The 18,653-nt window shown below is 76.5% G+C and carries 17 protein-coding genes; 6 read left to right on the plus strand and 11 right to left on the minus strand.

Features of this window, described 5'->3' with window-relative positions; all coding sequences use genetic code 11:
• Nucleotides 1-14: 14 nt before the first annotated feature.
• Genes efeB through efeU form a run of 3 tightly spaced genes read right to left on the minus strand, consistent with a single transcriptional unit; the run spans nucleotide 15 to nucleotide 3,378 of the window.
• Nucleotides 15-1,310 carry an iron uptake transporter deferrochelatase/peroxidase subunit gene (gene efeB, locus ACWIX7_RS12645; protein ID WP_448621883.1) on the minus strand — a complete coding sequence of 432 codons (1,296 nt, stop codon included), beginning with the start codon at nucleotides 1,308-1,310 and terminating at the stop codon, nucleotides 15-17.
• Nucleotides 1,311-1,328: 18 nt separating this feature from the next.
• Nucleotides 1,329-2,477 (minus strand): iron uptake system protein EfeO, encoded by a 1,149-nt coding sequence (gene efeO / locus ACWIX7_RS12650; protein ID WP_448621884.1) that lies wholly within the window; start codon nucleotides 2,475-2,477, stop codon nucleotides 1,329-1,331.
• Nucleotides 2,464-3,378 (minus strand): iron uptake transporter permease EfeU, encoded by a 915-nt coding sequence (efeU, locus tag ACWIX7_RS12655; RefSeq protein WP_448621885.1) that lies wholly within the window; start codon nucleotides 3,376-3,378, stop codon nucleotides 2,464-2,466. The genes efeO and efeU overlap by 14 nt, the downstream gene beginning before the upstream one ends.
• A gap of 192 nt (nucleotides 3,379-3,570) precedes the next feature.
• Here efeU and ACWIX7_RS12660 point away from each other — a divergent pair, with 192 nt between their 5' ends.
• Complete coding sequence (locus tag ACWIX7_RS12660) at nucleotides 3,571-4,347, plus strand: enoyl-CoA hydratase-related protein (RefSeq protein WP_448621886.1); 777 nt, start codon at nucleotides 3,571-3,573, stop codon at nucleotides 4,345-4,347.
• A 216-nt stretch (nucleotides 4,348-4,563) separates the two neighbouring features.
• The gene (locus ACWIX7_RS12665; protein ID WP_448621887.1) at nucleotides 4,564-5,166 is read left to right on the plus strand and encodes a hypothetical protein; all 603 of its coding nucleotides are present in this window, start codon (nucleotides 4,564-4,566) and stop codon (nucleotides 5,164-5,166) included.
• On the opposite strand, the gene ACWIX7_RS12670 is transcribed toward ACWIX7_RS12665, so the two are convergent.
• From ACWIX7_RS12670 to ACWIX7_RS12680, 3 genes are all read right to left on the minus strand, one after another.
• Complete coding sequence (locus ACWIX7_RS12670) at nucleotides 5,140-6,663, minus strand: dynamin family protein (protein WP_448621888.1); 1,524 nt, start codon at nucleotides 6,661-6,663, stop codon at nucleotides 5,140-5,142. The two genes, ACWIX7_RS12665 and ACWIX7_RS12670, sit on opposite strands and share 27 nt — an antisense overlap.
• Nucleotides 6,660-8,465: a dynamin family protein gene (locus ACWIX7_RS12675; RefSeq protein WP_448621889.1), complete on the minus strand. Its 1,806-nt coding sequence runs from the start codon at nucleotides 8,463-8,465 to the stop codon at nucleotides 6,660-6,662. Before ACWIX7_RS12675 ends, ACWIX7_RS12670 begins: the two co-directional genes overlap by 4 nt.
• A 114-nt stretch (nucleotides 8,466-8,579) precedes the next feature.
• Nucleotides 8,580-9,875 (minus strand): IniB N-terminal domain-containing protein, encoded by a 1,296-nt coding sequence (locus ACWIX7_RS12680; protein ID WP_448621890.1) that lies wholly within the window; start codon nucleotides 9,873-9,875, stop codon nucleotides 8,580-8,582.
• 292 nt (nucleotides 9,876-10,167) lie between these two features.
• Between ACWIX7_RS12680 and ACWIX7_RS12685 the strand changes: the two genes are divergently transcribed.
• Together ACWIX7_RS12685 and ACWIX7_RS12690 are read left to right on the plus strand one after the other, a co-directional pair.
• Entirely contained in the window at nucleotides 10,168-12,093 is a 1,926-nt protein-coding gene (locus ACWIX7_RS12685) for an Hsp70 family protein (RefSeq protein WP_448621891.1), read from the plus strand.
• Nucleotides 12,090-14,639 carry a LuxR C-terminal-related transcriptional regulator gene (locus tag ACWIX7_RS12690; RefSeq protein ID WP_448621892.1) on the plus strand — a complete coding sequence of 850 codons (2,550 nt, stop codon included), beginning with the start codon at nucleotides 12,090-12,092 and terminating at the stop codon, nucleotides 14,637-14,639. The genes ACWIX7_RS12685 and ACWIX7_RS12690 overlap by 4 nt, the downstream gene beginning before the upstream one ends.
• A 40-nt stretch (nucleotides 14,640-14,679) precedes the next feature.
• Here the strand turns inward: ACWIX7_RS12690 and ACWIX7_RS12695 are convergent, their stop codons facing one another.
• On the minus strand, nucleotides 14,680-15,033 hold the full coding sequence (locus ACWIX7_RS12695; RefSeq protein WP_448621893.1) for a hypothetical protein: 354 nt from the start codon (nucleotides 15,031-15,033) through the stop codon (nucleotides 14,680-14,682).
• On the opposite strand from ACWIX7_RS12695, the gene ACWIX7_RS12700 reads away from it, so the two are divergent.
• Nucleotides 15,032-15,670, plus strand: coding sequence for an MBL fold metallo-hydrolase (locus tag ACWIX7_RS12700; RefSeq protein WP_448621894.1), 639 nt, complete (start codon nucleotides 15,032-15,034; stop codon nucleotides 15,668-15,670). The genes ACWIX7_RS12695 and ACWIX7_RS12700 overlap by 2 nt on opposite strands.
• A 16-nt stretch (nucleotides 15,671-15,686) precedes the next feature.
• On the opposite strand, the gene ACWIX7_RS12705 is transcribed toward ACWIX7_RS12700, so the two are convergent.
• The 4 genes from ACWIX7_RS12705 to ACWIX7_RS12720 all read right to left on the minus strand — a co-directional run bounded on the left by ACWIX7_RS12705 (nucleotide 15,687) and on the right by ACWIX7_RS12720 (nucleotide 17,868).
• Nucleotides 15,687-15,956: a GlsB/YeaQ/YmgE family stress response membrane protein gene (locus ACWIX7_RS12705; RefSeq protein ID WP_448621895.1), complete on the minus strand. Its 270-nt coding sequence runs from the start codon at nucleotides 15,954-15,956 to the stop codon at nucleotides 15,687-15,689.
• 99 nt (nucleotides 15,957-16,055) lie between these two features.
• Nucleotides 16,056-16,328 carry a GlsB/YeaQ/YmgE family stress response membrane protein gene (locus ACWIX7_RS12710; protein WP_448621896.1) on the minus strand — a complete coding sequence of 91 codons (273 nt, stop codon included), beginning with the start codon at nucleotides 16,326-16,328 and terminating at the stop codon, nucleotides 16,056-16,058.
• A 127-nt stretch (nucleotides 16,329-16,455) separates the two neighbouring features.
• Nucleotides 16,456-16,941: an SRPBCC family protein gene (locus tag ACWIX7_RS12715; RefSeq protein WP_448621897.1), complete on the minus strand. Its 486-nt coding sequence runs from the start codon at nucleotides 16,939-16,941 to the stop codon at nucleotides 16,456-16,458.
• Nucleotides 16,942-17,127: 186 nt separating this feature from the next.
• Nucleotides 17,128-17,868, minus strand: a complete 741-nt coding sequence (locus ACWIX7_RS12720; protein ID WP_448621898.1) for a GntR family transcriptional regulator — start codon at nucleotides 17,866-17,868, stop codon at nucleotides 17,128-17,130.
• Between the two features lie 222 nt (nucleotides 17,869-18,090).
• On the opposite strand from ACWIX7_RS12720, the gene ACWIX7_RS12725 reads away from it, so the two are divergent.
• Entirely contained in the window at nucleotides 18,091-18,651 is a 561-nt protein-coding gene (locus tag ACWIX7_RS12725; protein ID WP_448621899.1) for a TetR/AcrR family transcriptional regulator, read from the plus strand.
• Nucleotides 18,652-18,653 lie beyond the last annotated feature (2 nt).

An 18,653-nucleotide genomic window follows, 5' to 3' on the forward strand; every position in this document is an offset into this window, starting at 1 on the left:
CCACGATCCGGGGGTCAGCCGGTGAACAGCGCCCGGCCCCACCAGTCGTCGTCGCCCCGGACGCCGGGCGGGCAGGCGAACACCGCCGAGGAGGTGTGCCGGACGTACTCGTTCATCGCGTCCGTGCGCAGGTTGCGCTGGACCTGCACGAACCCCGTCGCGGGGTCGCGCTGGAAGGCGATGAAGAACAGCCCGGCGTCCAGGCGGCCGAGCCCGTCGGAGCCGTCGACGAAGCTGTACCCGCGCCGCAGGATCGCCGTCCCCGAGTTGGTCGGGTGGGCGAGGAAGACGTGGCTGCGCTCCGGGACGGCGAACTCGCCGTCGACCTGCTTGGTGAAGTCCACCGGGTCGAACTCCGCGCGCTGGCCCAGCGGGGCACCGGAGCCCTTGGCGCGGCCGATCGTCTGCTCCTGCTCGACCAGCGAGGAGGTGTCCCAGGGCTCGACGAGCATCCGGATCCGCCGGGTGACCAGGTAGGTGCCGCCGGCCAGCCAGTCCGCCCCCGGGTCGCCGTCACCGACCCACACGAACCGGTCCAGCGCCGCGGTGTTCTCGGCCTTCAGGTTGTCGGTGCCGTCCTTGAACCCGAACAGGTTGCGCGGGGTGGTCTGGCCGGTGCTGGTCGACGACGTCCGGCCGAAGCCCAGCTGCGACCAGCGGACGCTGACCACCCCGGCGCCGAGCCGCACCAGGTTCCGGACCGCGTGGACGGCGACCTGCGGGTCGTTGGCGCAGGCCTGGACGCACAGGTCACCGCCGCTGATCGCCGGGTCGAGCTGGTCGCCGGCGAAGGCGGGGAGCTCGGCCAGCGGCGCCGGGCGGCGGGCGGCCAGGCCGAAGCGGTCGGTGCCGTCGGCGGTGGTGAACAGCGTGGGGCCGAAGCCGACGGTCAGCGTCAGCCCGGACGGCGGCAGGCCGAGCGCCTCACCGGTGTCGTCCGGGGGCGCGTACGGAGAGCCGGCCACGGCACCGACCGGGCCGGCGTCCTGCCCGGCGGTCATCCGGCGCGCGGCCGCCGTCCAGGCCTGCAGCACCTCCACCAGGTCCTCGCGCCGGTCGGTGGTGACGTCGAAGGCGACGAAGTGCAGCCGGTCCTGCGCCGGGGTGACGATGCCGGCCTGGTGCGCGCCGGTGAACTGCACCGCGTCGGTGGGGCGCGGCCCGGCGGCCGCCGCGACGTCGTCGACCGTGGCGCGGCCGATCGCACCGCCGGCCGCGCCGCCGGCCACCACGCCCGCCGTCCCGGCGCCGAGCAGGCCGAACAGCCGGCGCCGGGTCAGCCCCCGGCCGGGGGTCGTCGGTTCGCTCATCGTGGGCTCACCTCCGGCTCACCGGTCGGCGACGACGGCCGCGACCCGGCTGACCGACTCGGTCAGCGCGGTGATGCTGTCGCTCAGGCCGCGCAGCTGCTCCTGGGTGAGCTGGTCGTAGAGCACCCAGCCGTCGCCGGTGCGGTACTGCTCCAGCTCGCCCTCGGCGGCGGCGAACCGCTCGTCGATCTCGGCGACCAGGTCGGGGTCGGCCTCCTCGAGGTAGGGGCGCAGCGCCTGGACGGCGGCCTCCGAGCCCTCGAGGTTGGCGGCGAAGTCCCACAGGTCGGTGTGCGAGTAGCGGTCCTCCTCGCCGGTGATCTTGCCGGTGGCGATCTCGTCGAGCAGCGCCTTGGCGCCGTTGGCCAGCTGCAGCGGGTCCAGCGTGGTGTCGTCGGCCAGGCCGGCGACCTCCTGGACGTCGGCCTGCAGCTGGTCGGCGTACGGGGCCATGCCCTCGGTGCTGCCGTCGACCCACAGCGCCTGCTCGATGCGGTGGTAGCCGGTGAAGTCCTCGCCCTCCGCCTGGTCGCCCTCGCGGCCGTCGATCCGCGGGTCGAGGTCGCCGAAGACCTCCGCGACCGGCTCGATGCGCTCCCAGTAGGTGCGGGCGACGGGGAACAGCGCCTTGGCGCCCTCGACGTCCCCGGCCCGGACGGCGTCGGCGAAGGCCGTCGTCTGCTCGACGAGCGCGCCGGTCTGGCTGCGCACGTACCGCTGGTAGTCGGCGCCGGCCTGGGCGAGGGTCTCGTCCTCCGACAGCTGCGCGGCCTCGCCGGTGACGGTGAGGGCGCTGCGGATGCCGTCGCCGACCATGCCCGGCTTGCAGGCGGTCTCGTAGTCGCCGGCCGGCAGCTCGACGAGCAGCTCGCGGGTCAGCCCGGGGGCGATGTTCTCCACCTCGCCCATCACCCGGTCGCCCTCGGCGTAGACGTAGAACTCGGTGACCTGGTCGCCGCTGTTGGTCACCTGGAACTGGTGCGTGCCCGCGGCGAGCTCGCCGGTGGCGACGTCGCAGGCGTCGTCGGTGGCCGCGACCGTGATCGTGTCGGTGGCCCCCTCGCCGGCGCCGGTGTCGGCGCCGGTGCCGCCGCCGCAGGCGGCGGTGGTCAGCGCGGCGAGCAGGCCGGCGGTGAGGAGGGGCAGGCGGCGGTCACGCACGGACATGCTCGGGAGCCTCCGGGGACGGGGTGGACGTGGTGGTCGGGCCGGGCGGGGAGGACTCGGCGCGGTCGGCCGCGGTGGGGGTGGACCGGCGGACCGGCCAGAGGAAGGCGGTGAGCACCGGGACCAGGTAGGCGACGTAGGCGACCGTCTCGAGCACCGTGGGCGCCGCGGTGATGTTGAACATCCCGGCGATCGCCGCGCCGTACCAGCTGTTCGGGTCCAGGACGCCCGAGACGTCGAAGGCCAGCACGTCGAGGCCCGGCAGGACGCCGGCCTCCTGGAAGTCGTGGACGCCGTACTTGAGGATCCCGGCGGCCACGAACACCAGGAGCACGCCGCTGACGGTGAAGAACCGCGACAGGTCGATCCGGATGGCCCCGGCGTAGAGGCCCGCGCCGATGACCACGGCGGTGAGCACGCCGGCGGTGATGGCGACCAGCGGCGCCGCGGTCGTCGTGGCGCCCTGCGCGGCGGCGTAGAAGAGCAGCGTCGTCTCCAGGCCCTCGCGGACCACGGAGAGGAAGGCGACCCCGGCGACGGCGAGCCCGCCCACCGCCAGGGCGTTCTCCAGCCGGCCGGTCAGCTCGCCCTTCAGCCGGCGCGCGGTGCGCCGCATCCAGAAGACCATCCAGGTGACCAGGCCGACGGCCAGCACCGAGGTGACGGCCTCGAACAGCTCGCGGGAGCGGTAGTCGGCCAGCAGCGAGGTCTCGGTGTGGGTCAGCAGCGCCCCGAACAGCACCGACAGCGCGACGGCGGCCAGCACGCCGGCCCACAGCGGGACCAGCTGGCGGCGGCGCCCGGCCTTGACCAGGTAGGCCATGAGGATGCTGACCACCAGGGTCGCCTCGAGGCCCTCGCGGAGGCCGATCAGGTAGCTGGCGAGGAAAGCCTGGTCCATGCGAGGACCCCTCCGGGGCGCGGTGGATCCCTGCGACGGCGTCGTAGGGCAGCCTCACCTTACTCACGCCGCAACGGGACCTCGGCCCACCCGGGGCGGCATCGCCGATCTCGTACGCTCCCGGTCCCGGAGCCGGGCGAGATCGCCGATCCCGCCGTTCCCGGGGCCCGCCGACGACGAGGAGGGGCGACGATGCCCGAGACCGTGACCCGCGAGGACGCCGGCGGGGTCGCCACCGTCACCATGCTGCGGCCGGGGCTGACCCACCAGTCGCGGCGCGAGCTGCTCGACGTCGTCCGCGGGGTCGCGGCCGACGAGGCGGTGCGGGCCGTGGTGCTCACCGGCACCGGCCGGGCCTTCTGCGTCGGGCAGGACCTCGGCCAGCACGTCGAGGCGCTCCGCGGGGACGCCGCGACGTCGCTGTCGGTGGTCGAGGACGAGTACAACCCGCTGGTGCTGGCGCTGGCCGCGCTGCGGGTGCCGGTGGTCGTGGCGGTCAACGGCGCCGCCGCCGGTGCCGGGCTGGGCATCGCGCTCGCCGGGGACCTGCGGGTGGCCGCCGCGGGCGCCAAGTTCACCACCGCGTTCGCCGGTATCGGGCTGTCCAGCGACTCGGGCCTGGCCTCCCGCCTGGTGCACTGCGTCGGCGGCTCGCGCGCCGCCGAGCTGCTGCTGCTCCCCGAGCCGTTCCTCGCCGAGAGCGCCGCCGAGTGGGGCCTGGTGCACCGGGTCGTGCCGGCCGAGCAGGTGCTGGCCGAGGCGCAGGCACTGGCCGCGCGGCTGGCCGCCGGCCCGACCGCCGCCTACCGGGCCATCAAGACCGTGCTGGCCACGGCGGCCACCGACCGCCTCGAGGACACCCTGGCGCTCGAGGCCCGGCTGCAGACCGAGCTGGGCCGCACCGCCGACCACCGCGAGGCCGTCGAGGCCTTCCTGGAGAAGCGCACCCCGCGGTTCACCGGTCACTGAGGCAGGACCACCCTTCCCCCCTCCCCCCACGCCTCGCAAGCTGGCCTCGCCCGGAGGCTCGGCCCGAGCTTGCGAGGGCTGAGGGGGGCGAGGTCCTTCTGCTGCACGGGGGCCGACCGGGCTGGGGGCCGAGCGGGCTCCCGACGGTTGTGGGGTCGCACCCCGCGGTGTCAGGCTGCGACGGTCCGGAGGCCAGGTGTACGGGGGGAGCGGCACGTGACGGGGTCCACCAGGTCCGGCCAGGGACCGACGACGGCACACCGCCCCCTGCCGCGGCGGGTCGTGCTCAGCGGCAACGTCGCCGCGCCGCCGCCCCCGGCGCGGCCGGCGGTGACCAGCGACATCGCCCCGCCGCTCCCCCACAGCCGGCCGCCCCGGCCCGCGACCGTGCGGGCGGCCGTGGCGCTGTGGTGGGCCGGCTGCCTGGCCGCGGTCACCGGCATCTCGGCGGCGCTGCTGGACCTCGGCGCGCTCCGCGACCGGCTCGCCGTGCTCGCGACCGCCGAGGACCCCGCCGCGCCCGCCGACCTGGTCACCGACGGGGTGCAGGCCACCCTCGCGCTGGTCCTCGGCGGGGTGGGCGCGCTGGTCGCCGTCTCCCTGGTGTGGACGGCGCTGGTGCTGCGGGGTCGCGGGTGGGCGCGGTGGGTGCTGGTGCTCACCGTGGTGCCCACGGTGCTGGCCCTCGACGCGGCCCAGACGGTCGTCGCCGGCGGCGCCGACCTCGACCGGTGGGCGCTGGTCGCCGCCGCCGCGCTGTGCGTGCTCGCCGTCGTCCCGCTGTTCAGCCGGTCAGCGCGGGCGGCCGGCCGCCGCTGAGCGCCCCAGCGCGGCGAGCAGCGCCTCGCAGGCCCGGACGACGACCTCCGCGGCGTCCGCGGTCGCCCGGCCGGCGAGCGGGTCGTCGGCAGCGGTCCGCCAGCGGGCCAGGGCCTCGAGCGCCGCCTGCCGCAGCGCGTCGTCCGGCGTCCCGGCGGGCAGCCCGAGCCGCGCGGCCGGGCCGGTGCCCTCGGCGCCGAGCAGCCGCTCCCCCTCGGCCCGCAGCTCGGGCGGCAGCGGGCCGTGCGGCGCACGGGACCGGGCCAGCAGGTCGAGCTCGCCGAGGTCCGGGGTGGCCAGGCGCAACCGCTCCAGCTCCGCCCGCAGCTCGTCGTCCCCCGCGACGGGGTGCTCGGCGAGCACCTCCTCCACCAGTCGCAGCGCCGTCCCGGCCCGCAGCTGCGCGCCGCGCTCGGTGAAGTGCACCCGCAGCAGCCGCTGCAGACCGGTCAGCCCGCTGCGCCGCAGCAGCTCCTCGGCCAGCGCGGTGGCGTCCGGGACGCCGGCTCGCACCAGCGTGGTCGACAGCCGGATGCCGAACAGGCCCAGCCGGTCCAGCAGCGCGGTCCGCACCTCCGCCGAGAGCGGCACCGGCGCCTCCGGCCGGGTGAAGCGGTCGACGGTCAGCAGCATCCGCGACACCTGCTCCTGGTCGGCGTCGGCCAGCGCGCGCAGCGCGACGTAGTCGCCGTGCCGCAGCGTCCGGCCGGCCAGCGCCAGCAGCCCCGCGACGGGGACCACCGCGGAGCTCACCGCCGCGACCTGCGGGTCGGCCGACATCCGGCGGGCCATGGCGTCGGCGGCGTGCAGCGCGTCGAGCCGCCCGGCCCCGACCTCGTCGGCGCGGGAGAGGACGGTGATCGTCGTCGTCAGCGCCCCCTCGCCACCGGTGCCGGCCTGGAAGGCGGCCAGGACGGCGACGTCCTCGGGCTGCGGCTGGCGGGTGAGGAAGACGACGGCGTCGGCGCCGGCCACGCCGTCGTCGGCGCCGAGGAAGCCGTGGGTGCGCGCGCTCGTGCCGGTGGACAGCGACGCGATCCCCGGGGTGTCGACGACGGTGGCCCGCAGCAGGTCGTCGGTCGGCCAGTCCACGACCAGCTGCGCGACCTCCTCCGGCGGGGTGCCGCCGAGCTCCAGCCGCAGCCCGCCGTCCGCACGGCGCACCGGCAGGGTCCACCGTCCGCCGTCGGTGCCGTGCAGCTCGACGCGCGGGGTGGCGCCGTGCCGGTAGACGGTGACCACGCGGGTGCACTCCCCCGCGTCGGTCGGCGCGACCCGGGCGCCGACCAGGGCGTTGAGCAGCGTCGACTTGCCCGACTTCACCCGGCCGACCAGGGCCAGGCGCAGCGGCTCGTCCAGCCGCCGCCGCTGGGCCTCGAGCCGGGCTGCGGCCGCGGGGACGTCGGCGTAGTGCGCCACCGCGTCGTCGAGCAGCGCGCGGACGTCGTCGAGGACGGCGCTCCCCGTCTCCCCGCGGGACCTCACCGGCTCCGTCACGGGGTCCCCACCGCGGCCCGGTCCAGGGCGCGGACGTCGGCGGCCAGCCGGTCGAGCTGGTCGCGCCGCTGGCGCAGCGAGCGGATGCGGGCGTCGCGCTCGGCGGTGGCCTCCCGGGTGGCGCGCTGGGCGGCGGCGACCGCGTCGGCCAGCGACCGGGACATCTCCTCGGCGGTGTCGGTGATCAGGTCGCGCAGGGTGCGGGAGACGGTGCGCAGCCGGTCCTTGAGGTGCTTGGCGACCTGGAACACCACCTCGTCGAGGTGCCGCCGGACCGCGGCCTTGGCCTCCGACCGGCGCCGCTGCAGGCGCTGCTGCTGGTCGTCGCGGTAGGCCTTGCGCCCGAGCAGGACGCCCGCGGCCAGCGAGACCGGGTTGATGATCGCCATCCCGGCCAGGCTGGTGACCAGCCCGGTCATGAGGACGCCGGTGTAGGAGCCGCGCAGCCCGATGAGGGTCCGCTCGCGCAGCGTCATCGCGCCGTCGTCGACCGCCGGCAGCTCCACCAGGCCGGCCAGCGCGTCCCCGGCGGCACCCACGGTCAGCGCGGGGACCGCACCGCCGCCGTCCCGGGCGAACTGCTCGATGACCCGCTCGGCGAGCCACTCCGAGCGCTGCTCGGCCCAGACGTAGCTGTCGGCGACCGCGGCGGCGATGCGCCGGTCCAGCCACTCGGACAGCTCGGGCCACATCGGGCCGGGGTCCTGGGCGTCGATCGCCTCCTCGGCCTCGCGGACCACCACCCGGGAGCGGTCGCGCAGGTCGAAGTCGATGTCGGCCACGAGGTCGGTGACGCCGTCGGTGAGCACCTGCTGCCAGCGGGACGAGCGGCGGCGCAGATCGTCGGCGGCGGCCCGGGCCTGCTCGAGCCCGCGCACCAGCTCGTCGCGCGCGGACGGGTCCTCCAGTCCGGCCAGCTCCGTGCGCACCGCCAGGGAGAGGTGCTCGGTGACCGCGCGCAGGTCGTGCACCAGCGCGCGGCGGGTGAGCACCTCCGCGCGGTCGACGACCTCGCGGCGCAGGTGGGTGACCAGGGCGCCGATCCCGGACTCCTCGTGCAGCTCCCGGTCGCGGTGCTGCACCGCCAGCTGGGCGAGGGCAGCGGAGACGGCGAACAGCGGCGCCTCGATGCCGCGGCGGGCGAGGTGGCCCCGGTCGAGCTCGGCCACCTCCCGCCAGTGCGGGCAGGCGTCGGTCTTGGTCAGCACGCAGACGACCGTCGGGCACAGGGCGGCGGCCTGCTCGAGGAAGGCCATCTCCGGGGCGGTGAACTCCTGGCTGGCGTCGGACACCACCAGGACGGCGTCCGCGGTGGGCAGCAGGTCGACGGTGCGCAGCGCCCGCTGCGCGCCCACGCCACCCACCCCGGCGGTGTCGACCAGCTCCAGCCCGTCGAGCAGCCGGCGCGGCAGCTCCACCTCGGCCTGCACGAGCCGGTCGGTCCCCTCGCCGGTGATGCGGGCGGCCACCTGGTCGACCGGGACCGGCACCCGCTCGGTCGGCCCGTCGTCGTCCGGCTGCTCCCCCGTGGCCAGGACCAGGCTGGCGCGCGGCGCCTCCCCGGCCCGCACCACCGTGGGGACGACGGTCGCCACGTCGTCGGCCACCGGGCAGACCGGCGCGCCGACCAGGCCGTTGACCAGCGAGCTCTTGCCCTGCTTGGGCTCGCCGACGACGAGGACGCGCACCCGCGGGTCGGCGCTGCGGGCCCGGGCCTGGAGCAGCCGGCGCTGCAGGTCCGGCCGCCCGCAGACCTCGGCGAGCGCTCCCGCCCGGTCGAGCAGCTGCGCTGACGTTCCCACGGGCACACACCTCCTGACGCCCCGGTCCTACCACCCGGGGCTCCTACGGGGACAGCCGCGGACAGCCGGGTCCCGGTCGCCCCCGTGGAGCGACCGGGACCCGGTGTCGGGGTGTCAGCCGACCTCGACCTCGGCGCCGTCGTCGGCCTCGATGGCGGTGCTCTCCTCGTAGTCGACCTCGAACTCGAACTCGCTGGAGCTGTCCTCGTTCCCCGACTCCTCCTGGTAGCCGGTGTTGGCGTTCTGGCCGCCGATGGCCACCTCGTTGTCCTCGACGTTGACGTCGTCGTCGGAGAAGTCACTGCCGTTCCCCGAGCCGACGATGCTGTCGTCGATGCCGTCGTTGTCCTCGTCCTGCGAGTCGGACACCTCGCTGTCGACGATGGCGTCGTCGCCGGCGAAGACCAGGTTGTTGTCCTCGACCGTGGTCTCGGTGTTGCCGACGTCCTCCGAGTCGTTGACCACGGTCCCGTCGCCGGTCTGGACGATGGCGTCGTCGAACTCGACGTCGACGCTGTTGTCGGTCTCGCTGTTGTCGGTGACGACCGTGTTGCCGACCGCGTTGCCGTTCCCGCTGACGACCGTGTTGTCGTCCCCGACCACGAGCGCGTTGTCCCTGACCTCCACCTCGGTGTCGAAGCTGTCGACCGCCTGGTCGCCGCCGACGTTGACGTTGCTGTCCGCGATGTCGACGTCGACCTCGGTGTTGTAGGAGTCGCTCACCGAGCGGTCGCTGTTGTCGACCGAGGAGTCCTCGACGTCGTCGCCGGCGACGATGCCGCCCTCGTTGTCGATCTGGGTGACGTCGCCCCGGACGTCGCCGAAGATCGCCTGCGCGTCGCCGCTCACCCAGATGCTGTGCGAGGCGTCGATCTCGACGGTCGTCTCGGTGTGCGTGTGGTGCACCTCGTGCAGGTGGGTGATGACCACCGTCTCGGTGCCGCCGGCCGGCGCGGGGGCGTGGGAGTGGCCGCCACCGGCCTGGCCCTCGTCCTCGTCGTCGCCCTCCTCGCGGTCCGGCGCGACGACGCTGCCGCCGGAGGAGCGGTCGTCCGCGTCGTCGTCCACCGGCCTCGAGTGGTGTCCGCCCCTGTCCTCGTCGGCGTCGCAGGAGCCCCCACGGCCGTCCTCGCCGCTGGCGCGGTCGTCCCGGCCCCCGCCGTGGGAGCCACCGCCGTGAGAGCCACCCCCGTGGGAGCCACCGCCGTGGGAGCCACCGCCGCTCCAGCCGCCGACGGTGGCGTAGTCCGACACCATCGGGGCGAGGTCGGCCACGTCCGCCGGCGTACTGCCGGACAGGCCGGCGGCGTCCAGCGCGCCCTGCGGGTCGGCCTCGTAGGCCGCGGCCTTCTGCGGGTCGCGGAACAGGTCGAGCATGAAGTCGAGCAGCGTGCTCGCGATGGTCGACATGGCTGCACTCCTGGGTCTCGAGCCGTCCACCGTCGGCCGGCTGTTGCGGCGCAGTCCACGCCCGGCCGCCGTCCCCCGGCATCGGGGAGGCGCCCCCCATCGCCTGACCGGGATGGGGGATGTCCGCTGACGCTCCGTTAGGGGCTGCGGGGTGTCGCCCCTTCCTCACCGTGCGCGGCCGATCAGCTCCCGTGACACGCGGGACAGGACGGACGGCAGGGACATACGTTGCGACGCGACCCCGACCGGTCCGCAGTCGGACCCGGGGGCTCGTGTGGTCAGGGGGGGACCTGTGCGCAACGGCGAGTACGGGTTGGGGATCGACGTCGGGGACGGCGCGGTCTCGGCGGCGGTCTGCGGGCCGGACGGCGCGGCGGTGCCGCTGCCGCTGCCGCTCGGCGAGGGACCGGTCGCGGCAGCGGTCGGGGACGACGGGCGGATCGCCCTGGTCCCGGCCGACGGGACGGCGGGCCGCCCGCCCCTGGTGGCGCGGGTGGGCGACCCGGTGCCGATCCACGCCGGAGGTCGCGCGGCACCGGCCGCCGAGCTGGTCGCCGACGTCGTCCAGCACGTGCGGGTGCTCGCCGCCGAGCGGGAGGGCCGGCCCGACGCGTGGACGGTGGTGACCGTGCCGCCGTCCTGGGCCGGGCACCGCTGCGTCACCCTGGCCGCCGCGCTCACCGCCGCTGGCGTCCCGCGCTTCTCCCTGCTGTCCTCCGCCGTCGCGGCCGTCGCCGCGCACGTCGCGGCCGGGGACCTGGCGCCCGAGCCGACGGTCGCCGTCTACGACCTGGGCGCCGGGACGCTGGACACCGCCGTGGTGGGCCCCGGCCCGGACCGGCCGCTGGCGCACCTCGCCGTCCCGCCGGCGCCGCTGCCCTGGGGTGGGCGGGACGTCGACGACGTGGTCCTCGCGCACGTCCTCGACTGCCTGGACGCACCCCCTGGGGACGGCCGGGCGCTGCGGGCAGCCTGCCGGGCGGCCAAGGAGGCGCTGTCGACGGCCACCGTGGTCCGGATCGCGACCGACGGGCCGGACGGACCGGTCCGGCTCACCCGCGAGGAACTCGACGAGGTGCTGGCCGGGCCGGTGCGGGGGGCGGCCGAGGCGCTCGCCGCCGCGGTGGCGGCCGCGGGACTGGACCCCGCCGACCTGGACGCCGTGGTGCTGGCCGGCGGCGGCGTGCGGGTGCCGCTGGTCGCCGAGGTCCTCTCCGACGAGCTGGGCCGGCCGCTGGTCGTGGGCGGGGACCCCGCACTGACCCCCGCCCTCGGTGCGGCCACGCTGGCGGCGGAGGCGCTGGCAGCAGAGGCCCTGCCGGGAGAGGCACCCGCTGCCGCGCCGCCGGCCGAGCCGCCGGACGCGCCGTCCGACGCCGTGGACCCGCAGCCGGCGCCCCCGCGGCCGCGCACGCCTCGGGGGCGGCTCCGCCCGGGGTCCCCTCCCCGCGCGGCCACCGGACCGGCAGCGCGGCGGGGCGGGCGGCTGCGCCGCGGCGCGGTCGTGGCCGGCCTCGCGCTCGGGCTGCTCCTGCTGGGGCCCGCGGCGGCCGGGCTGTTCGACGCCGTCCTCCCGCCCGGACCCACGGGGCAGGCCGACGACGGAGACGTCATCGCCAGCGGGACGGCCGCCGTGGGCGGCTCCACCGCGCGCGCCGCGGAGAACGCCGTGGGCGGCGCGCCGCGGACGGCGACCGACCCCACAGGCTCCCCCCGGACCAGCCTCGCCGCCGCCATCGCCACCGCGGCCCGCGCCGGCACGCCGTCCTCCTCCGGCAGCGCGGTGCCGACGAGGGACCGCACCGCACCCGGGACCACGGCGTCCCCCACCAGCCCCTCCCGGGGTGCCGCCGGCCGGACCCCGTCCGGTACGGCGTCGACGAGTGCCCCGGCGCCCGGGACGGCGGCGAGACCGTCCCCGTCCGGCCCGGCCCCCGTCGTCGAGGAGCCGACCGGGAGCGGGCAGCCGACCACCTCGCAGCCCCCGGTCTCCCAGCCCCCGGTCTCGCGACCCCCCGTGTCCCGGCCGCCGGTCCCCGGTCCCCTCAAGCCGGACCCCCCGACCCAGCAGCCGCCGGCCTCCCCGTCGACCGTGGACCCGACGCCGTCGCCCGTGCAGGAACAGCCGACGACCGGGCAGACCGACCCCGAGCCGGAGACCGCGCCGACCGACGGCCCCCCGACCGGACCGGCTCCCTCGACGGAGGGGCCGGCGTGAGCGCGGCGACCGGGTGGGCCCCGGAGCTGGTGCGCGAGCTGACCGCCTCCTGCGGCCGGGTCCCCGCCGTCGTGACCGTGGTGGGCCCCGGGGGGACCGGGAAGTCGCTGCTGCTGGCCGAGCTGGCGACGGCGCACGAGCGGGCCGGGCTGGCGGTGCTCGACGCCGTCCCGGAGGACCCGGCCGCGCTGTCCGGACCCGTGGCGGTCCTCGTCGACGACGCGCACCACCTGTCCGACGCCGACGTGGCCCGCCTGGGCGTGCTGCTGCGCTCGCCGGCCGCCCGCGTGGTGCTGGCGCAGCGACCGTGGCCGCGGCCGGCCGCGCTGGGCGCGCTGCTGGCCGAGGTCGGTCCCGCCCGGCGCACCGTCGTCCTCGGGCACGCCGACCGGGCCCGGCTGCGCGAGTGGGCCCGGGAGCTGCTGGGCGAGGCCCTGGCACCCCCGCTCGCCGACACCGTCCTGACCCAGACCGGCGGGCTGCCCGCGTTCGCCGTCCCCCTGCTGCGTGCGCTGGGCCGGCGCGGCGGCGTCCCCGGGCAGCCGGGCCGCCTGGTGGTGCCCGACGAGGTCACCGACCGGGTCCGGGCCGACCTGGCGGCCGTGGCGGAGGAGACCCGCGCGCTGCTGCACGCCCTCGCGGCCGGGGCGCCGCTGGACGAGGACGTGCTGGGCGAGCTGCTCGGGGTGTCGTCGGACCGGGCGGTCGACCTGCTGGACGCCGGCCGGGCCACGGGGCTGCTGCTGGGCACCGGCGAGGTGGTGCCGCTGGCGGCCCGTGCGCTGCTGACGGTCACCCCGCCCGACGTGACGCGGCGGGTCCGGCGCCAGCTGCTGGCGCTGCTGGTCGAGCGCGGCGACGAACCGGTCGAGCTGGCCCGGCGGCTGGCCGCCGAGCGGGTGCGGGACCGGCACGCCGCCCGGCTGCTCGAACGGCACGGCGAGGCGGCGCTGACCGACGACCCGGCGCTGGCCGCCCAGCTGCTCGGCGAGGCGGCGCGCAGCGGGGCGCCGGTGGCGTCGCTGGCCGGGCGGCGCTCGCAGGCCGCCGCGCTGGCCGGGGACCTCGACGGTGCGCTGCAGTGGGCCGACACCGTGCTGGCCGACGAGACAGCGCCGGACCGGGCGCGGGCGGCCGGCGTGACCGCGGCCGTCCTGGCCCAGCGCGGGCTGCTGTCCCGCGCCGCGGGGCTGTGCCGGCTGGCCGGGGCCGAGCGTGCGGGGTCGGCGGCGCTGGCGCTCCTGGCGACCGGCGAGCCCGGCGCGGCGGCCACCGCCCTCGAGGCGGCGCGCACCGCCCGCGCGGTGCCCACGGTGCTCTCGGTGAGCGAGGAGCTGACCGCGCAGGGGGTGCTCCAGTCGCTGCGCACGGGGGACGACGCCGCCGCGGACATCGCCGCCGCGCTGTCGACGCTCACCCGCGCCGCCGCGCTGCTCGAGCCGGTGGGCCGCACCGCGCTGCTCGTCGACTCCCCCGCCGCACTCGCCGCGCTGGTCGCGCTGCACAGCGGGGAGCTGGGGGTGGCCGAGTCCGTGCTGCAGCGGGCGGTCGACGCCGACCTCGGGGGCCCGCCGTGCCGGCGCCGGCACCTGCTGCTGCTGGCCTGGATCGCGATGCTGGCCGGCCGGTTCACCCAGGCGCGAGAGCAGATGGCGCGGGCGCAGGAGGGCGGCGGCCCGCTCGAGCCGCGCGACGACGTCGTCCTGCAGGCCCTGGAGGTGGGGCTGGCGCGGCGCAGCAGCGACCTGCCGGCCCTGGTGCGCGCGTGGGTGCGGGCGCGCGAGGCGGTGGTGCGCCACCCCGTGGACCTGTTCACCCTGCTGCCGCTGGGCGAGCTGGTAGTAGCCGCGGCACGGCTGCGGGACGGCGAGCGGCTGCGCCCGCACCTGGCCGAGGCGCAGGCGCTGCTGGCGCGGCTGGGCGACCCGGAGCTGTGGGCGACCTCGCTGCACTGGAGCGGCGCGCAGGCGGCGATCCTGGCCGACGACCCCGATGGGCTGCGGCCACACGCGGCGGCGCTGGTCTCGGCGGCACGGACCAGCCCCTACGCGGCCACGGTGGCGCGAGCCGGGCGGACCTGGCTGCAGGTGCTGTCGGGGGAGGTCGACCCTGACGAGGTGGTGGCCGCGGCCGAGCAGCTCACCGCAGTGGGGCTGGGCTGGGACGGGTCGCGGCTGGCCGGTCAGGCGGCGGCGCGGGCGACCGAGCAGCGGGCCCGCTCGGTGCTGCTGGGCTGCGCCCGGTCACTGGCCGACAGCGCCGGCTGCGAGGCCGCGCCGGCGGTGCCGGTGTCGCGACCGGCCGGTCGCGACACCTCCCAGCCGAGCCCGCCGGCGGTGGGCACCGGGACGCTCAGCGACCGGGAGCGGGAGGTGGCCCGGCTGGTCGTGGCCGGGCAGACCTACCGCGAGATCGGCGGGCGGCTCTACATCTCCGCGAAGACCGTGGAGCACCACGTCTCCCGGATGCGCCAGCGGCTGGGCGCGGGCACCCGGTCGGACCTGCTGGCCCGGCTGCGGGCCGAGCTGGCCGAAGAACCGGCCTGAGCCTCCCCCGGCCATCTCCGCGGGGATGGCCGGGGGAGGCTCAGCGGCTGAGGACGACGCAGGCGGGGCAGACGTCGCGGGCCGGGGTGGGCCACGGCTGCTCGACGTCGACGCGGGCCAGCGAGCCGCAGAGGGTGAGCTCGCAGGCGCCGTCGACCTCGGCGGTCGGGCGGTGCATCTCGACGGCGTGCCAGAGGGCGGCCGTCGGGCCGTGCGGGCGGCTGCGGGCGGCGACGACGGTGGCGGCGAGGGTGGGGGCGCTCATGCCCGAGGTATCGACGACCCGCCGGGACGGGGTCAGTGCCGACCGGGGTCCGGTCACCCGGAAGGGTGAGCGGCTCACCCGGAGGCGGGCCGGGCGGGTCTCGCCGGCCGGGGGCAGGATGCGGGACATGGAGCTGACGAAGCACGGCCATGCCTGTGTCGTCCTCAGCGAGGACGACCGGCGGCTCGTCATCGACCCGGGGGTGTTCACCGACCCGTCGGTGCTGCAGGGGGCCGACGCGGTCCTGGTGACCCACGAGCACATGGACCACTTCGCGCCCGACGTGCTGCGCGCGGCCATGGCCGCCGACCCCGCCCTGGAGGTGTGGACCAACGGGTCGGTGGCCGGGCAGCTCGACGGCGCGGCCGGCCGGGTGCACGTGGTGGGGGACGGCGACGCGCTCACCGTCGCCGGTTTCGACGTCACCGTGCACGGGGAGCTGCACGCGGTGATCCACCCCGAGCTGCCGCGGGTGGGCAACGTGGGATTCCTGGTCGGCGGGGCGGTGTTCCACCCGGGCGACGCGTTCACCGTGCCCAGCGAGCCGGTGGCCACGCTGCTGCTGCCGGTGCACGCGCCCTGGTCGAAGACCGCCGAGGTGATCGACTACGTGCGGGCCGTGGACGCGGACCAGGCCTACGCCGTCCACGACGGGCTGCTCAACGACACCGGGCTGGGGTTGGTCGGCGGACTGCTGGGCGAGCGGGGCCCGGGGACGCCGACCCCGTACAGCCGGCTGGCCCCGGGGGACTCCGTCGAGCTCTGAGGCCCCGGGCTCGGCGTCAGCGGACGGCGCGGTTGCGGCCTGCGGACACGGCCTCGGCGACGCCGATGAGCAGGACGGCGACGATGAGGGCGAAGAGGAAGCCCCAGACGTTCAGCTCGGTGATCGAGCCGACGTCCAGCCAGTCGGCGATGAGGCCGCCGATGATCGCGCCGGCGACGCCGAGCAGCATCGTGGCGAGGATGCTCATCCGCTGCCTACCGGGCTTGAGCAGCCGGGCCAGGGCCCCGATGACCAGGCCCACCACGATGAGTCCGAGGATCTGCACGGTCTCTCCCTCGCGTTCGCGGGCCGTTGACGCGGACGCCGTCCGGCCGGCTGCCCCCGGGGGGCTCCGTCGGGCTCAGAGCCCCCCGGGGACCGGGAGTCAGCGGACGGCGCGCCTGTTCCGGCCGGTGAGCGTCGATGCCGCCACCACCAGCACCGCCGCCACGATGATGGAGATGATCCACCTCATCCAGTCGATGCCCGGAGTGGCCGCCACCCCCAGCGCGCCGCTCACGTAGTAGCCGATGAGCACCCCGCCGATGCCGCACAGCAGCGTGAGCCAGAGGGGCGTGTTGTCTTTCGCGCCGGGGGCGACGAACTTCCCCAGCAGGCCGATGATGAGCCCCGCGATGATCAACCCGATGATTTCCATAGCCAACTCCTCGGTAACCCGCCCGGAGCGCGCGGACCCGGCACAGCGCCGGGTGCTGCACACCGGATCATGACTATCCCGTACCCGGCGGTCGAGAGGACGATGCGCGCGTCGCCCAATCTGATGATCACGCCTGGAGGCGAGCGACGTGCGCGGGCAGCCGGTCGAGTTCGCCGTCCACCGTGCGCTGCACCATCTCGCGCACGCCGCCGCGCATCAGGCGCTGGGTGAGCCGCTGGGTGAGCCGGCCGTCGGAGCGCGGCTCGTGGCTGACGGTGATGGTCACGAGGGTGGCACCGGGGCCGGCGTCGGCGAGCTCGATCGTCGTCGTCCAGGTCTCGGGGGTCAGCTGCAGCCGGGTGGTGACCCGCTCTCGCGGCACCCACTCGACGATCTCGCCCTGGGGCGCCCCGGCCGGCGGCTGCGCCCCGTCGTCCAGGCGGCCGGGCACGCAGACGAACCGGGTCCCGCGGTCGGGCGCGCGGGCGCCCTCGACGACGTAGGAGACGTCGCAGACGGCGCAGTACGGCGCGAGCACCGCCAGCGCCTCCCACACCCGGCGCCGCTCGTGGGGCAGCTCGCGGCTGCCGCTGGCGGTGACCGGCTGGGGCATGGGACCTCCGGGGACGACGGGGTGCGGCCCCGCCGACGGTAGTCCGCGCCCGATGGTCAGCGGCTCGCCGCGAGCCCTGACGGCCCCCGTGCAGGGTCCCGCCGCGAGCCCGTGAGGTGCTGGAACGGCTCCCGTCCAGGGGCCCACCCTGAGCCTGCGAAGGGTGGGGAGGACGGGGGTCCTTGCTCAGCGGCCGCTGACCGAGACCTCGAACTCGACCTGGCTGACGTCGGGGCGCAGCCGGGAGAAGCTGTGCACCAACGGGTGCCCGGCGCTGTCGCGGACCGTCGTCCGGACCACCAGCAGCGGTGATCCGGCGACCACGCGCAGCAGGTCGGCCTCGTCCGGTGCCGCGGTGTCGACGTCGACGACGATCCGCGCATGGGCCAGGTCGGCCGAGTACTCCCGGCGGAGGAACTCGTACAGCGAGCCCTCGGTGAGGTCCGCCTCCGCCGCCTTCGGGTACGTGTCGGCAGGCAGGAAGCTGTGCGCCACGTGGTTCGGCGCACCGTCCACGCTGCGCAGCCGGACCAGTTCGACGACGTCGGTCGCGGGCTCGAGCCCCAGCTCGACGGCGACCGGCGGCTGGACGGGGACGATCCGCTGGGTGAGCACCGTGGTGCCCACCTGCGCGCCCTGCTCGGTCATCACCGAGCTCCAGCCGGCGATGCGGTGCACGAAGCTCTCACGGTACTCGTGGCGGATCGCCGGACGGGTCACGTAGGTGCCGCGGCCCTGCTCGCGCACGAGGTGCCCGTCGGCCACCAACCCGTCCACCGCGCGGCGCAGCGTTATCCGGCTGACCCCGTACTCCTCGCACAGGACCGGCTCCGGCGGCAGCAGCGTGTGCTCGGGCAGCGCGGACACCCGGCGGCGCAGGTGCTCGCGGACCGACAGGTACTTCGGTCCCGACACGGCGCTCGTCACGCCCCAAAGGTACTGCGGATGTAGACGTCTGGTCGTCTACAGACGTCTCCCCTCACTCGGCCGTGTCCCGTACGTGTCCGGTGTCACTCCTCCGTGGAGGGGACGGGTGTGCGGCAGGGACGGACGCCACACATGATGTGGTGTCTTCTCGGTGTCCTCCGCTGGGCACTGTCAGAAGTGGCCGAGCGCCGGTGGGCGCCGTGGACTGGAGGGGGACCGATCGTGGCCCAGGACCACCGCGCCCGCCAGTACGCCTCCACGCACCAGCGGATCTACGACGCCGCGATGGAGCTGTTCGCCGAGCACGGCTACGAGGACGTGTCGATCGCCCGGCTGGCCGCGGCGGCCGGGGTGTCGGTGCAGACCTTCTACGCGCACTACCCCGGCAAGGACAAGCTCATCATGGCGCTCCCGGACCGCGCCGAGATCGACGCCCTGATCGCGACGGTCCCGGCCGACCGGCCGCTCGGCGAGCGGATGCGCTCGGCGATCCTCGGCTTCGTCCGCGGGCTGACCGGGGACGTCCGGTCCGACGCCCTGGCCCGGTGGCAGCTCATCGCGACCACGTCCGGCCTGCGCTACCGCGCGGCGGAGTACGAGCGCGCGACCGCGCAGCTGCTCCTGGAGTGCCTCGGCGTGGAGAAGGACCCGGCCGCGGCCGTCGTCGTCACCGCGCACCTGTCGGCCTACACGCAGGGGCTGCTGCGCTGGGCGGACTCCGGCGGTGGGCTGGCGCTGGAGGAGGTCGTCGAGGAGGCCTTGGACGCGCTGCGCGAGCTGTGAGC

The sequence above is a fragment of the Geodermatophilus sp. URMC 65 genome, assembly GCF_053502545.1.

Bases quoted from the DNA above. Each gene is read 5' to 3' on its own strand.
- efeB (WP_448621883.1), bottom strand. From the start codon at position 1,310: ATGAGCGAACCGACGACCCCCGGCCGGGGGCTGACCCGGCGCCGGCTG.
- efeO (WP_448621884.1), bottom strand. From the start codon at position 2,477: ATGTCCGTGCGTGACCGCCGCCTGCCCCTCCTCACCGCCGGCCTGCTC.
- ACWIX7_RS12700 (WP_448621894.1), top strand. From the start codon at position 15,032: ATGGAGCTGACGAAGCACGGCCATGCCTGTGTCGTCCTCAGCGAGGAC.
- efeU (WP_448621885.1), bottom strand. From the start codon at position 3,378: ATGGACCAGGCTTTCCTCGCCAGCTACCTGATCGGCCTCCGCGAGGGC.
- ACWIX7_RS12695 (WP_448621893.1), bottom strand. From the start codon at position 15,033: ATGTCCCGCATCCTGCCCCCGGCCGGCGAGACCCGCCCGGCCCGCCTC.
- ACWIX7_RS12715 (WP_448621897.1), bottom strand. From the start codon at position 16,941: ATGCCCCAGCCGGTCACCGCCAGCGGCAGCCGCGAGCTGCCCCACGAG.
- ACWIX7_RS12710 (WP_448621896.1), bottom strand. From the start codon at position 16,328: ATGGAAATCATCGGGTTGATCATCGCGGGGCTCATCATCGGCCTGCTG.
- ACWIX7_RS12660 (WP_448621886.1), top strand. From the start codon at position 3,571: ATGCCCGAGACCGTGACCCGCGAGGACGCCGGCGGGGTCGCCACCGTC.
- ACWIX7_RS12680 (WP_448621890.1), bottom strand. From the start codon at position 9,875: ATGTCGACCATCGCGAGCACGCTGCTCGACTTCATGCTCGACCTGTTC.